This is a genomic window from Burkholderia sp. WAC0059 (genome assembly GCF_002870125.1).
In the GTDB taxonomy this organism is placed as follows: domain Bacteria; phylum Pseudomonadota; class Gammaproteobacteria; order Burkholderiales; family Burkholderiaceae; genus Paraburkholderia.
In genome coordinates this window covers 101,570-115,565 of sequence record NZ_PNEO01000009.1, presented here as the reverse complement: position 1 = coordinate 115,565, position 13,996 = coordinate 101,570, and the positions used below count along the sequence as shown (strand labels likewise).

Below are 13,996 nucleotides of genomic sequence, written 5' to 3'. Positions count from 1 at the left end.
AACGCAAAGGCGCGCCGCTCGCGTCGATACAAGGACGAAAACATGCTGCGTGTGATTACCGCCAACCTCAACGGCATCCGGTCGGCGGCGAAGAAAGGTTTTTTCGAATGGTTCGGCGAGCAGAACGCCGACGTGCTCTGCGTGCAGGAAATCAAGTGCTCGCAGGACGACATGACGCCCGAGTTTCTCGCGCCGCACGACTACACGGGCTACTTCCAGCACGCGGTGAAGAAGGGCTACAGCGGCGCGGGCGTCTACGCGCGCCGCACGCCCGACGACGTGCTGATCGGCTTCGGCAGCGCCGAGTTCGATCCCGAGGGGCGCTATGTCGAGGTGCGCTTCGGCAAGCTCTCGGTCATTTCGGTATACGTGCCGTCGGGGTCGAGCGGCGAAGAGCGCCAGGCGGCCAAGTACCGCTTCATGGACGAGTTCATGCCGCATCTCGCGCAGCTCAGGCGCGAGCGCGAGGTGATCGTTTGCGGTGACGTCAACATCGTGCACAGGGAAATCGACATCAAGAACTGGAAGGGCAACCAGAAGAACTCCGGCTGCCTGCCGGAGGAGCGCGCGTGGCTCACGCAGCTTTTCGACGAGGTCGGCTATGTGGACGTGTTCCGCACGCTCGATTCGCGCCCCGAGCAGTACACCTGGTGGAGCAACCGCGGCCAGGCGTACGCGAAGAACGTGGGGTGGCGCATCGACTACCAGATCGCGACGCCGGGCGTCGCGGCCACGGCGAAGGGCACCTCGATCTTTCGCGACATCAAGTTCAGCGATCACGCGCCGCTGACGGTCGATTACGACTACGCGAACGGCGGTTGATCCTACCGCGCCCCGCGGCGGCGCATCGGCACGGTGACGCCGGGGTAGCCGGGCAGCGTGCCGACCGGCTTGCCGATCGCCTTCGCGTAGAGCGGCAGCATGTCCGGAAGCCGTTTCGCGATGTCGGCGCGGCGCGCGGCCGTGTACGGATGCACGTAGATGAAGCCCTGGTCGTCGTCGCTGCGCGTCGCAGCGGCGAGCTTGTCCCAGAGCGTGAGCGCCGCGCGCGGATCGAAGCCCGCGCGCGCGGCGATTTCGCTGCCGATCACGTCGGCCTCGGTTTCGTCGGCGAGTCCGTAGTGCAACGTGGCCAGTTGCGAGCCGAGGCCGAGCGGAAACATGCCGAGGTCGGCGAGGCCGAACAATTGCGGCACGGTGCCCGAACCGATCTGCGCGGCCTCCTGCTCGCCGAGCCGCTCGCGCACGTGCTCGCGGATCGCGTGGGCGATCTCGTGGCCGAGCAGCATGCCGAGCTCGTCGTTGTTGAGCGCGACGCGGTCGAGCAGGCCGCCGTACACGACGATCTTGCCGCCGGGCAGACAATACATGCGGATGTCGGGCGAACGGATGACCGCGACTTCCCATTTCCAGTGGCTGACGCGATCGCTCCATTTCAGCGAGTACGGCTCGAGCCGCTCGACGATGGAGAGTACGCGCAGCACGTGCGGATCGTTGTCCGGATAGAGGCGATCCGAGTGCGCGGCGCCGCGCACGATCTCGGCGTATTCGGCGGCGGCCTGCGCTTCGAGCACCGGCGAGGGAATCCGGTTGCGCAGCGTCGAGAACGTGCCGCCGAAGCGCAACTGCCGCCAGCTTCCCGGCGGCAGGTCGCCGACGTTCGGCGCCGGCGCGGCCGGGGTTGTCACGGTCGCTGTCGGGCCGGCGGCGGAGCGCGCGGCCGGCAGGGCGCCGGCGTTGCCGGCGTTTTTCGCGTTGCCGCTGCTCGCGGGCCCGGACGCCGATGGCGCGTTGCCGGCGGTCTCGGCCGCGGCCGCGGCCGAGAGCACGGCGGCCGCGAGCGCGACGGCCGCCGCCCAGGTCGTGGCCGTCGCGCATCGGGCGACGTCTGCGCGCGCCGCGGCGCCTGTTTTCGACGTCACGACGCGCGTCTCCACGGAGCGATACGGGTGAGCAGCACTATGCCGGGCACGGCGAGCACCGTGCAGAGCAGGAAGTAGTCGAACCAGTGCAGCCGCGCGACCGCGTAGCCGCTCGCCGCCGCCGCGAGCGTGCGCGGTACCGAGGCGAGGCTCGTGAAGAGCGCGAACTGCGTGGCCGTATAGCGCGGGTCGGTCGTGCTCGCGATGTAAGCCGTGAAGGCCGCGAGCGTGAGGCCCGTCGCGAAGGTTTCGAAGCCGTACACGAGCGCGAGCGCCAGCGCGCGCGGGTCGAGGTGCGCCTGGGCGTCGAGGCCGAACGTCGACGCGATCGTCGATATCGCGTTGCCGGCCGTCGCGGCCAGATGGGCGACGAGTGCGAGCGACGGCGAACCGGGGCCGAGCTGCGCGAGCCAGGCGAAGCCGAGCGTCGAGACCATCTGCAGGAAACCGAAGATCCAGAGGCCGCGGCCGATGCCGATCTTCACGAGCGCCACGCCGCCGACGATCCCGCCCGCGAGGCTCGCGCCGAACGCCGTCGTCTTCGCGATCACGCCGATCTCGGTGCGCGAGAAGCCGATGTCGAGGAAGAACGACGTCGAGAGCGTGGTCGCCATCGTGTCGCCGAGCTTGTAGAGGAAGATGAACGCGAGCACGAGGAGCGCGCCGCGCCAGCCGTCGCGCAGCAGGAATTCGCGGAACGGCTCGACGATCGCCTCGCGCAGGTTCTTCGGCGGCGCGCCGTGCACGGGCGGCTCGCCGACGACGAGCGTCATGATCATGCCCGGCAGCATGAACGCCGCGGTGACGGCGAATACGGTGCGCCAGGGCAGATGGTCCGAGAGGATCAGCGCGAGCGAGCCGGGCACGAGCGCGGCGATCTTGTAGGCGTTCACGTGCACCGCGTTGCCGAGGCCCTGCTGCGGGTCGGTGAGCAGTTCGCGCCGGTAGGCGTCGATCGAGATGTCCTGGCTCGCGCTGAAGAACGCGACGAGCGTGGTCAGCGCGGCCACGGTCCAGATCGATTCGCGCGGCGACACGAAGCCGAGCGAGGCGATGGCCGCGGCGACGAGAATCTGTGTGAGGAGCATCCAGCCGCGCCGTCGTCCGGGCCGCCAGCCCGGCAGGCGCGGCACGTAGCGGTCCATCAGCGGCGCCCAGACGAACTTCCAGGTGTAGGGGAGCTGGATCAGCGCGAAAAGCCCGATCTCCCGGATGTTCACGCCCTCGGAGCGCAGCCACGCCTGCACGAGATAGACCAGCGTGAAGAGCGGCAGCCCCGAGGTGAAGCCGAGAAAAACGCAGATCAGCATGTGCGTATTCAGATACGCACGCCAGCCGGGGTGTTCCTCGTGAGCGGTCAGGGCGGGCGCTTCGCGGGGCTGAATCGGCATGTCGTCGGCGGCTGGGCTGGCTTGGAGTTCGGGCGGACGGAGCGGCGTCAGCGCTTCCTGACGCGATAGACTGCAAGACTACCACGCCAGTTCACGCCCCAGCGCACGGTCTGACCGCCGTGCAGCACCGCGCGGTCGAGAATCTCGATGCCCACTTCCGGCGCGAGCGCCTCGAAGTCCTTCACCGTTAGCACCCGCACGTTCGGCGTGTTGTGCCACTGGTAGGGCAGCGACTTCGACACCGGCATGCGCCCGCGCAGCACCGAGAGCCGATGCGGCCAGTAGCCGAAATTCGGGAACGACACGATGCATTCGCGTCCGACGCGCACCGTCTCGCGCAGGATCGCGGCGGTCTGGTGGATGGTCTGCAGGGTCTGCGAAAGAATCGCAAAGTCGAAGCTGCCGTCCTCGAAGAGGCGCAGGCCGTCCTCGAGGTTCTGCTGGATCACGTTCACGCCGTTGCGCGTGGCCGCGAGCACGCCCGCGTCGTTGATCTCGATGCCGTAGCCGGAGACCTCGAGCTCCTCGGCGAGGAGCGCAAGCAGCGAGCCGTCGCCGCAGCCGAGGTCGAGCACGCTCGCGCGCGGCTCGACCCAGCGCGCGATGGTGCGAAAGTCCGGGCGCGTCGAAAGGTTGTCGAATGCTTTGGGATTCATGCGCCCACCTCGCTGGCAATGCGCTCGTAATAGGCGCGTATCAGGTTGTGATAGCGCGCGTCGTCGAGCAGGAACGCGTCGTGCCCGTGCGGCGCGTCGATTTCGGCGTAGGTGACCTGACGCTTGTGGTCGAGCAGCGCCTTCACGAGCTCGCGCGAGCGCGTCGGCGCGAAGCGCCAGTCGGTCGTGAAGCTCGCGACGAGATAGCTCGCCTTCGTGTGCGCGAGCGCGGCCGTGAGGTCGCCGTCGAACGCTCTCGCGGGATCGAAGTAGTCGAGCGCGCGCGTGATCAGCAGATAGGTGTTCGCGTCGAAGTACTCGGCGAACTTGTCGCCCTGGTAGCGCAGATACGACTCGACCTCGAATTCGACGTCGAAATTGAAGTTGTACGTGTCGGCGACGCCGTCGGCGCGGCTCTCGCGGCGCAGGGCGCGGCCGAATTTCTCGGCCATGTCGTCGTCGGACAGGTAGGTGATGTGGCCGATCATGCGCGCCACGCGCAGCCCGCGCCGCGGCTTCACGCCGTGCGCGTAGTAGTCGCCGCCGTGGAAGTCGGGATCGGAGAGGATGGCCGAGCGCGCCACCTCGTTGAACGCGATGTTCTGCGCCGAGAGCTTCGGCGTCGAGGCGATCACGATGCAGTGGCCGAGCCGGTCCGGGTACATCATGCTCCAGGCGAGCGCTTGCATGCCGCCGAGGCTGCCGCCCATGACGGCCGCGAAGCGTCCGATGCCGAAGCGGTCGGCGACGCGCGCCTGCGCGTTGACCCAGTCCTCGACCGTGACGACCGGAAAGCGCGCGCCGTAGGGGCGCTGCGTGGCCGGGTCGAGGCTCATCGGGCCGGTGGAGCCGAAGCACGAGCCGAGGTTGTTCACGCCGATGACGAAGAAGCGGTTCGTGTCGAGCGGCTTGCCCGGCCCGACCATGTTGTCCCACCAGCCGACGTTCTTCGGGTCGTCGGCGTCGATGCCGGCGACGTGATGCGAGGCGTTGAGCGCGTGGCAGACGAGTACCGCGTTGCTGCGCGAGGCGTTGAGCGTGCCGTAGGTCTCGACCATCAGGTCGTAGCCGGCGAGCGAACTGCCGTTCTGCAGCGGTAGCGGTTCGTCGAAATGCAGGTTCTGTGGAGCGACGATCCCAATCGATTCCATTCATTCCGCCTTGGTGACAGAGGCGGCTAAATGGTGTCTGCGGGGCGCTGGAAAGGAGGGGCGCGGCTGACGACCTCTTTAGCCGCATTTGTAATGAACCGGGGGACGCGCCCGTTCCGGTTCGCGCGCCCGCAATCGAGTCGACAAATCGGCGCGCCGGTATTTCCGATGGACGCAAAGTATAGCGGAAAAAAGGCTGCCGCAGCGCCGCCGCCGATGTCGCGTGGCGCCGCTACTGCAGGATGAGCCGCAGTTGCTCGTCGGCGTGCTCGAGCGGCGTGCGCGCGAAGCCGCTCTGGGCGTAGCGGTGCCAGCAGCCGATCACGTAGCTCACGACGAGGCTTGCGCGCACGCCCGGATCGTAGCCCTCTGGCAGCGGCACCGTCGCGCCGTCGGGCTGCGCGTTGGCCTCCATGAGACCCATGCGCAGGCATTGGCGTAGCGAGGCCTCGATCCGCTCGATCATCTGGTTGACGCGCGCCGCGAGGCGCTCGTGCTCGCCCACGAGCGCCTCGCAGGTGAGCACGCGCGTCATGCCCGCGTTCTTCGTGGAGAAGTGGATCAGCATGAGCGCGATGGCGCGCGCCTGGAGCACGCCGTTCGGCTCCTTCGCGACGATCTGGTTGACGAGGGCGAAGAGCGTCTGCTCGATGAAGTCGATGAGCCCCTCGAACATCTGGGCCTTGCTCGCGAAATGGCGGTAGAGCGCCGCCTCCGACACGCCGATGCGCGCGGCCAGCGCCGCCGTCGTGATCTTTTCGCCGCGCGGCGCTTCCAGCATGGCCGCGAGCGCCTGCAGGATGTGCACGCGGCGCTCGCCCGGCTTCGGGCGCGTCATGCGCCGTACCGTGCCGCCGCCGGCCTGCAGCGGTTCCTGCTCTACGGTTGCGTCCCGCCTGTCGGTTGGCTGCATGAGTGTCGCCCCTTCGATCGACCCGAACGCCACGCGCGGGTACCCGGTTGTAGCGATTTTAACGAACGTATGCGGTGGTCGATATAGTGCGGGCGACCGCCGCCCGAGGCCGGCAGGTGCCCCGTGATCCAGACGGTGCGGATGCCGAGCGGCCGGTAGCGCTTCAGATGCCCGCGCGTGTCCTCGACGAGGACCGCATCGGCGGGGGCCACGCCCGCGCGGCGCAGGGTCCGACGCAGCATCGCACGGTCGGGCTTGGCGCGCCAGATGCCGTCGCGCTCGCGCATGTGCTCGATGGCGACGACCGATTCGAAGAGCCGCGCGATGCCGAGCTGCGCGAGGACCGCGCCGGCGTAGGCCTCGGGCGCGTTGGTCAGCACGATCTTGCGGCCCGGCAGCGCGGCGAGCGTGCGCGCGAGGCCGCGCTCGGCGTGGAGCATCGACGGCAGGTCGGCAAACGTGTGGACCACCTTCAGGAAGTCGTGCAGGTCGATCGGGTGGTGACGCGCGAGCCCGAGCAGCGTCGCGCCGTAGCGCTGCGTGTAGAGCGTGCGCAGATGGTCGGCTTCGGCGCGGGTGATCCGGAGCGCATCGACGATGTACTGCGTCATGGCCTCGTTGATGGCCGGAAAGACCGCGCGCGACGCGGCGTGCAGCGTGTTGTCGAGGTCGAACAGCCAGACCGGCGTGGGCGCGGCGCGCCGCGGCCGGCGGCGGTGCAGGCGGGGGTAGGTCATCTCGCGGCGGATCGGGGCGGGGCGGCCGGCGCGGGGCCGGAACCTGGGCTGGGGTTACGGGTTATCGGGGTGCCGGCCGCCGCGAACGCGCGCACGGCCGGGGCAAGGAACGGGTCAGTGCGAGCGGATCATCGTGCCGAACGGCTGCTCGGTCAGGATTTCGAGCAGTACCGAGTGCTCGATGCGGCCGTCGATGATGTGCACCGAGCGCACGCCGCTCTTCGCGGCGTCGAGCGCCGACGAGATTTTCGGCAGCATGCCGCCCGAGATCGTGCCGTCGGCGAAGAGCGCGTCGATCTCGCGCGCGGACAGGTCGGTGAGCAGATTGCCGGCCTTGTCCATGACGCCGGGGATGTTGGTCATCATGACGAGCTTTTCGGCGTTCAGCACGACGGCCAGCTTGCCGGCCACGAGGTCGGCGTTGATGTTGTACGAAAGGCCGTCCTCGCCGAAGCCGATCGGCGAAATGACGGGAATGAACGCGTCGTCCTGCAACGCCTGCACGACCGCCGGATTGATCGCCTCGACCTCGCCCACCTGGCCGATGTCGACGTATTGGCCCGGATTCTCGCGGTCCGGCATCATCAGCTTGCGCGCGTGGATGAGGCCGCCGTCCTTGCCGGTCAGGCCGACCGCGTGGCCGCCGAAATGGTTGATGAGCGTGACGATGTCCTGCTGCACCTCGCCGCCGAGCACCCATTCGACGACTTCCATCGTCTCCTCGTCCGTGACGCGCATGCCCTGGATGAAGGTGCCCTGCTTGCCGATCTTCTTGAGCGCCAGGTCGATCTGCGGGCCGCCGCCGTGCACGATTACCGGGTTGATGCCGACGAGCTTCAGCAGGATCACGTCGCGGGCGAAGCCCTGCTTGAGCCGCTCCTCGGTCATCGCGTTGCCGCCGTACTTGATGACGACGGTCTTGCCGTGGTACTGGCGGATGTAAGGCAGTGCCTCGGCGAGAATCTCGGCCTTCAGGCTGGGAGCGATCTGCGAAACGTCGGACGGGTTGGACATGGCGGCGCGAAAGGACGGGAAACGGGGCGAAAAGCGGTTCAAAACAACGGCGAATTGTACAGGACTGGCGCGCCGCGACAGGGATTTCGGACGGCCTGCCCGAGGCGTTTTTTGCGCTTTGCGCGCCGGTTTTTCGCATGCAGGGGAACCGGCGGGGCGCGCGGTCCGGAAAGGGCGCGGCCGGGACGGCGGGAGGGGGCGGAGCGGTTCGGATGGCTCAGGCGGCTCAGGTGGCTCAGGTGGCTCAGGTGGCTCAGGTGGCGCGGACGGCACGGACGGCGCGGACGGCGCGGACGGCGCGGACGGCGCGGACGGCGCGGGTGGCACGGGTGGCACGGGTGGCACGGGTGGCACGGGTGGCACGGGTGGCACGGGTGGCACGGGTGGCACGGGTGGCACGGGTGGCACGGGTGGCACGGGTGGCACGGGTGGCACGGGTGGCACGGGTGGCACGGGTGGCACGGGTGGCACGGGTGGCACGGGTGGCGGGATCTCCAGCCGGGGTCGCACGTCGCATGCCGCCGGGCGGGTTGGGACTGTCCGTCGTCCACGTCGTCCGGGCGGCTTCATTTCCCGACTTCCGGGCAGGCGCCTCGAGGTCCGGCCCGGCCGTCGGTTGCCGGCCGGTGTGGCATCATTTCCCGACCGCCGTTACCGGCGTTCCTCTCGGGTGTGCCGCGATGACTTCGTCCGCCTCGTCCGCTTCCGGTCTGAAACGCGCGCGCTGCCCGCGCTGCGGTTGCGCGTTCGATTGCGGCCGGCAAGCCGAGCCGTTCGACTGCTGGTGCAAGACGCTGCCCGCGCTGCCGGTGGACCGGCTGGAGCCGCAGGGGCGTTGCCTGTGCCCCGAATGCCTCGCCGACGCGGCCGCCGGCGCGCCGCAGGCGGGACCGGGCTGAGGCGCGCCGCGCCGGACGGCGAATTTGCCGTCCGCTTCATGGATGACGATCCGCGCGGGTCTCGTCATTTGATTGAAATTAAAAATAGACGGGCATAAAGCAGGAAAATCGGGGGCATTCCGCGCACGGCGTGTCGCACCCCGCCCCGTCCCCATGATCCGGCCGCCGGGCAGCGCCGTTCCAGACAAACCTTTCCAGGATAATCGGGCGCACGACCCCGAACGGGTAAACTGGCACCACCATGTATCGCATCACCCTCAGCGCCCGCGTCAATCTCGGCCACCTGTTCTGGCTGCGCAGCCTCGCCATCGTCGGCCAGCTCTGCACGATCGCCTGCGTCGAGTTCCTGTTCGGCGTGCACTTGCCACTGCCCGCGATGCTGATCGTGATCGCGCTGGAAGTGCTGTTCAACGGCGTGACCTGGCTGCGCGTCGCGCAGGATCGTCCCGAATCGAATCTCGAACTGTTCGGCCAGCTCTGGGTCGACCTGGGCGCGCTTTCCGCGCTGCTGTTCCTCTCGGGCGGCACCACCAATCCGTTCGTGTCGCTCTATCTGCCCTCGCTCGCCATCGCGGCCGCCGTGCTGCCCTGGTATCTGACCGCCTGGCTCGCGGCGTTCGCGGTGGCCTGCTACGTGCTGCTCGGCTTCGATTCCGTGCCGCTCAACCTCGACAACCCGGCGAACCTGTTCAACTACTACCGCACGGGCCTCTGGGTCAACTTCATGGTGAGCGTCGGGCTCATCACCTGGTTCGTCGCGCGCATGTCGCGCGCGTTGCGCCAGCGCGACACCGCGCTCGGCGAAGCCCAGCAGCGCCTCTTGCGCGACGAGCGCGCGGTCGCGCTCGGCGTGCAGGCGGCGACGGTCGCGCACGAAATCGGCACGCCGCTCTCGACCATCGCGATGCTGACCGAGGAACTGCTCGATTCGGCGCGTACCGACGCCGGGCTCACGCCCTACACGGCCGACTTCGAGCTGCTCGAGCGGCAGATGTCGCTGTGCACGAGTGCGCTCGCGCGTCTGCGCAGCCGCGCGTCGTCGTCGGGCAGCCGCCAGAGCGTCGGCGAATGGCTCGGGCCGTTCGTCGAGCAATGGCGGCTGCGCCATCCGCACGTGAAGTTCGAGCTGGTCGGCGAGGCGCCGGCGAACGCGCATCTGGCCGACGCGGTGGCGGTCGGCCAGATCCTGACCATCCTGCTCGACAACGCCGCGCGCGCGAGCCGCGATTTCGTGACGCTCGGCGCGCGCCTCCCGGAGCGCCCCAACTTCATCGAATTCGAGGTCCGCGACGCGGGGCCGGGCATTCCGGCATCGCTGCGCAGCGCGATCGGCGCTTCGCCCGTCGACAGCACGCAGGGCGGCCACGGCGTCGGGCTGTATCTGGCGTTCTCGTCGGCGGCCCGGCTGGGCGGCGCGATCGAGCTTGCCGACGTCGAACCCGGCGCAGACGGCGGCCGCGGGCGGCGCGGCACGCGCGCGGTGCTGCGCGTGCCGCTCGAACAGGGTCCGGGAACCGGCGGGGAGCCGGACGGGACGGCCGCCGCCGATTCGGATCATCATTTCGGCACGGACCGGGCAGCGTCCGCGCCGCCGTTTACCAATACGGAGAAACAGGCATGAACGACAAGAGTTTTCTGGTGATCGACGACGACGAGGTGTTCTCCGACATCCTGACGCGCGGGCTGACCCGGCGCGGCTTCGAGGTGCAGCAGGCGCACAATGCGGACGAGGCCGTGCGGTTCGCCAACCAGCAGAAGTTCGCGCAGATCACCGTGGATCTGCACCTGGGCAACGATTCGGGGCTGAGCCTGATCGCGCCGCTGCGCGGGCTCCAGCCCGACGCGCGGATGCTGGTGCTGACCGGCTACGCGAGCATCGCGACGGCCGTGCAGGCCGTGAAGGACGGCGCGGACAACTATCTCGCCAAGCCCGCCAACGTCGAGACGATTCTCTCCGCGCTGCAGAGCGAGGCCAGCCTGCAGCAGGCCGAAGAAGCCATCGAGCATCCGACGCCGCTCTCCGTCGCGCGGCTCGAATGGGAGCACATCCAGCGCGTGCTGGCCGAGCACGGCGGCAACATCTCGGCGACGGCGCGTGCGCTCAACATGCACCGGCGCACGCTGCAGCGCAAGCTGGCCAAGCGGCCGGTCCGGCAATAACAATACGCAATACGCAATAAGCGCCTCGATTATCGGCCGGACAACGGAAGGGCCCCGTGCGGGGTCCTTTCTTTTTGGCGATCCGGTTGCCGTTCGGGCGGGCGCAGCCTACAGCACGTAGCGCGACAGATCCTCGTCGTCGGCCACCTCGCTGAGCGCCGCGTTCACGTAGGCCGCGTCGACGACGACGCTCGTGCCCGTGTGATTGCCGGCCGAGAACGACACGTCCTCGAGCAGCTTCTCGATGACCGTATAGAGCCGCCGCGCGCCGATGTTCTCGGTCTTTTCGTTGACGGAGAACGCGATTTCGGCGAGCCGCCGGATGCCGTCCCCGGCGAATTCGAGCTGTACGTCCTCGGTGGCGAGCAGCGCCTGGTATTGCTTGACGAGGCTCGCGTCGGTCGCGACGAGAATCGACTCGAAGTCCTCGACCGACAGCGAGTCGAGTTCGACGCGAATCGGGAAGCGGCCCTGCAACTCGGGAATCAGGTCGCTCGGCTTCGCGAGGTGGAACGCGCCGCTCGCGATGAACAGGACGTGATCGGTCTTCACCATCCCGTACTTCGTGTTGACGGTCGTGCCTTCGACGAGCGGCAGCAGGTCGCGCTGCACGCCCTGGCGCGAGACTTCGCCGCCGCCCGTCTCGCTGCGCGAGGCGATCTTGTCGATCTCGTCGAGGAACACGATGCCGTTCTGCTCGACGTTCTGCACGGCCCGCGTCTTGATCTCCTCGTCGTTGAGCATCTTGCCCGCTTCCTCGTCGGTGAGCAGGCGCAGCGCCTCCTTCACCTTCACCTTGCGGCGCGTCTTCTTGCCGCCGCCGAGATTGGCGAACATCGAGCGGATCTGCTCGGTCATGTCCTCCATGCCCGGCGGCCCCATGATGTCCATGCCGACCTGCGGCAGCTCGACGTCGAGCTCGATTTCCCTGTCGTCGAGCTGGCCTTCGCGCAGGCGCTTGCGGAACGTCTGGCGCGTGGCGTTCTCGCCGTCGTCGTGGGCGGCCGGCGCCGACGTGCCGAAGCCGACCGCGCGCGCGCCGGGCAGCAGGATGTCGAGGATGCGGTCCTCGGCCTGGTCGGTCGCCTTGCTGCGGACCTTGCGCATCTCGGCCTCGCGCGTCTGCTTGACCGAGATCTCGATCAGGTCGCGCACGATGCTGTCGACATCGCGGCCCACGTAGCCGACCTCGGTGAACTTGGTCGCCTCGATCTTGATGAACGGCGCGTCGGCGAGCTTGGCGAGGCGCCGCGCGATTTCGGTCTTGCCGACGCCGGTCGGCCCGATCATCAGGATGTTCTTCGGGGTGATTTCCTGACGCAGCGGCTCGGCGACCTGCTGGCGGCGCCAGCGGTTGCGCAGCGCGACGGCGACGGCCTTCTTGGCCTTCGCCTGGCCGATGATGTGCTTGTCGAGTTCCGAGACGATCTCGGCGGGGGTCATGGTGCTCATCCTGGTTCCCTGGAGGCAGGTCCGGCTTCGGGCCCGACGGTTATTCGATGGTTTCGATCACGCGGTTGTGATTCGTATAGATGCACATGTCGCCGGCGATCTCGAGCGCCTTCCCGACGATCTCGCGCGGCGAGAGGTCGGTGTTGTCCACGAGCGCGCGCGCGGCGGCCTGCGCATACGCGCCGCCCGAGCCGATCGCGCAGATGCCGCCTTCCGGGTCGAGCACGTCGCCGTTGCCGGTGATGACGAGCGTGGTCTGCGCGTCGGCGGCGATCAGCATGGCTTCGAGCCGGCGCAGCATGCGGTCCGTGCGCCAGTCCTTCGCGAGCTCGACGGCCGCGCGCGTGAGATTGCCCTGGTGCTTTTCGAGCTTCGCCTCGAAGCGGTCGAGCAGCGAGAACGCGTCGGCCGTGCCGCCCGCGAAGCCGACCATCACCTTGCCGTTGTAGATGCGTCGGACCTTCTTCGCGCCGCCCTTCATGACGATGTTGCCGAGCGTGACCTGGCCGTCGCCGCCGAGCGCGACCTTGTCGCCGCGCCGCACGGAAACGATCGTCGTGCCGTGAAATTGCTCCATGTGCGTATCCTTTGTGCCGGTTGGCCGGACGGGAGGGGCGGCCGAGGGGTTTTGCCGCTGACCGGGTCCGGTGTCGCATGCCGCGCGCCACCCGACGGGCGTGCGATATCGTCGCTATTTTAGGGCGCGCGCTTCCATATCAAGAGCGGCGGCGGCAGAAAACGCCGCGGGCTGGCGCCGCCAAGCGTTTGCGCAAAAAAAAGCGCACGGTCGATCGCCGTGCGCTTTTTTACGCGGGGACGTTGCCGCCGGGCCTGGCCGGCGGGGGCGTCAGTCGCCGAACAGCTTCTGCCGCAGCTCGCGCCGTTCCTGGGCTTCGAGCGAGAGCGTGGCCGTGGGCCGCGCCAAGAGACGCGGAATGCCGATCGGCTCGCCCGTTTCCTCGCACCAGCCGTACTCGCCCGACTCGATGCGCGCGAGCGACTGCTGCACCTTCTTCAGCAGCTTGCGTTCGCGGTCGCGCGTGCGCAACTCGAGGGCATGCTCTTCCTCGATCGTCGCACGGTCGGCCGGATCCGGAACGATCACGGTTTCGCGCAGATTCTCGGTGGTCTGGCCCGCATTGCGGAGAATTTCCGCCTGCAACTGTTCGAGCCGGTTCTTGAAGAAGGCGAGCTGATCCTCGTTCATGTAATCCTTGTCGCTCATCTTCAGGATTTCGGCTTCGGTCAAGAGTCGTTTCGTCGTCATCTGGCTTGCTTCTTCAATGAGTGAGGCAAAACTGGCACATATTGCCTGCACTTTCGTGTTGCCCGCAATGGCCTTCGATATGCTCGATCGAGCGGTGGCGGGCACGGACGATGGGCTGTCGTGACGCCGAAGCGCCGCCTGCGGGGCCGAACTCCTCTGGAAACCAGTTCAGATGCTCCTGAGGCACTTGCTGCTGCGCCGGACGTGATCCGCGGCGCGTCCAGTCTGCCGGTCAGCCCGGAACACAGGATGTTCCGGTGCCGTCTCCTTCCCGGTCCGCAGGCGCTGCCGGCCGGGCATGGCGGGATGTCCCGCGGCACGTCGCGGCCATCCCCTTCTCTTTAGCCACCCTTCAGTGGGCAGGTATTGTAACTGAATCGCAATCCGGAACGTCGGACGGGGCGTCGCCCCGCCTGTGCCGCCTGCTGTGCCGC

General features: G+C 68.2%; 14 protein-coding genes. 4 read left to right on the top strand and 10 right to left on the bottom strand.

Annotated features, from left to right (window positions below):
- The first annotated feature begins 42 nt into the window (after positions 1–42).
- A complete protein-coding gene (locus CY652_RS11380; protein WP_102130817.1) occupies positions 43–822 on the top strand; it encodes an exodeoxyribonuclease III in 780 nt (259 codons plus the stop codon).
- Positions 823–824: 2 nt separating this feature from the next.
- Here CY652_RS11380 and CY652_RS11375 read toward each other — a convergent pair whose 3' ends face one another.
- From CY652_RS11375 to argB, 7 genes are all read right to left on the bottom strand, one after another.
- Positions 825–1,922 carry a M48 family metallopeptidase gene (locus tag CY652_RS11375; protein ID WP_258002279.1) on the bottom strand — a complete coding sequence of 366 codons (1,098 nt, stop codon included), beginning with the start codon at positions 1,920–1,922 and terminating at the stop codon, positions 825–827.
- Positions 1,919–3,313 (bottom strand): AmpG family muropeptide MFS transporter, encoded by a 1,395-nt coding sequence (locus CY652_RS11370; protein ID WP_102130816.1) that lies wholly within the window; start codon positions 3,311–3,313, stop codon positions 1,919–1,921. The genes CY652_RS11375 and CY652_RS11370 overlap by 4 nt, the downstream gene beginning before the upstream one ends.
- Before the next feature lie 47 nt (positions 3,314–3,360).
- Entirely contained in the window at positions 3,361–3,969 is a 609-nt protein-coding gene (gene metW / locus CY652_RS11365; protein WP_102130815.1) for a methionine biosynthesis protein MetW, read from the bottom strand.
- Positions 3,966–5,120, bottom strand: coding sequence for a homoserine O-succinyltransferase MetX (gene metX / locus CY652_RS11360; protein ID WP_102130814.1), 1,155 nt, complete (start codon positions 5,118–5,120; stop codon positions 3,966–3,968). The genes metW and metX overlap by 4 nt, the downstream gene beginning before the upstream one ends.
- Before the next feature lie 232 nt (positions 5,121–5,352).
- Complete coding sequence (slmA, locus tag CY652_RS11355; RefSeq protein WP_102130813.1) at positions 5,353–6,033, bottom strand: nucleoid occlusion factor SlmA; 681 nt, start codon at positions 6,031–6,033, stop codon at positions 5,353–5,355.
- Complete coding sequence (locus CY652_RS11350) at positions 6,000–6,770, bottom strand: pyrimidine 5'-nucleotidase (protein WP_102130812.1); 771 nt, start codon at positions 6,768–6,770, stop codon at positions 6,000–6,002. Before CY652_RS11350 ends, slmA begins: the two co-directional genes overlap by 34 nt.
- Positions 6,771–6,884: 114 nt before the next feature.
- Positions 6,885–7,784, bottom strand: a complete 900-nt coding sequence (gene argB, locus CY652_RS11345) for an acetylglutamate kinase (RefSeq protein WP_102130811.1) — start codon at positions 7,782–7,784, stop codon at positions 6,885–6,887.
- Between the two features lie 680 nt (positions 7,785–8,464).
- On the opposite strand from argB, the gene CY652_RS11335 reads away from it, so the two are divergent.
- The 3 genes from CY652_RS11335 (at position 8,465) to CY652_RS11325 (ending at position 10,843) form a co-directional block, all read left to right on the top strand.
- A complete protein-coding gene (locus CY652_RS11335; RefSeq protein WP_102130809.1) occupies positions 8,465–8,683 on the top strand; it encodes a cysteine-rich CWC family protein in 219 nt (72 codons plus the stop codon).
- 241 nt (positions 8,684–8,924) lie between these two features.
- Entirely contained in the window at positions 8,925–10,304 is a 1,380-nt protein-coding gene (locus CY652_RS11330; protein WP_102130808.1) for an ATP-binding protein, read from the top strand.
- Complete coding sequence (locus tag CY652_RS11325) at positions 10,301–10,843, top strand: response regulator transcription factor (protein WP_102130807.1); 543 nt, start codon at positions 10,301–10,303, stop codon at positions 10,841–10,843. The genes CY652_RS11330 and CY652_RS11325 overlap by 4 nt, the downstream gene beginning before the upstream one ends.
- A gap of 108 nt (positions 10,844–10,951) precedes the next feature.
- Here the strand turns inward: CY652_RS11325 and hslU are convergent, their stop codons facing one another.
- The 3 genes from hslU to dksA all read right to left on the bottom strand — a co-directional run bounded on the left by hslU (position 10,952) and on the right by dksA (position 13,562).
- Complete coding sequence (gene hslU, locus CY652_RS11320; protein WP_102130806.1) at positions 10,952–12,295, bottom strand: ATP-dependent protease ATPase subunit HslU; 1,344 nt, start codon at positions 12,293–12,295, stop codon at positions 10,952–10,954.
- Between the two features lie 40 nt (positions 12,296–12,335).
- Positions 12,336–12,872: an ATP-dependent protease subunit HslV gene (hslV, locus tag CY652_RS11315; protein WP_102130805.1), complete on the bottom strand. Its 537-nt coding sequence runs from the start codon at positions 12,870–12,872 to the stop codon at positions 12,336–12,338.
- A 270-nt stretch (positions 12,873–13,142) separates the two neighbouring features.
- Positions 13,143–13,562: an RNA polymerase-binding protein DksA gene (dksA, locus tag CY652_RS11310; protein ID WP_085228454.1), complete on the bottom strand. Its 420-nt coding sequence runs from the start codon at positions 13,560–13,562 to the stop codon at positions 13,143–13,145.
- Positions 13,563–13,996 lie beyond the last annotated feature (434 nt).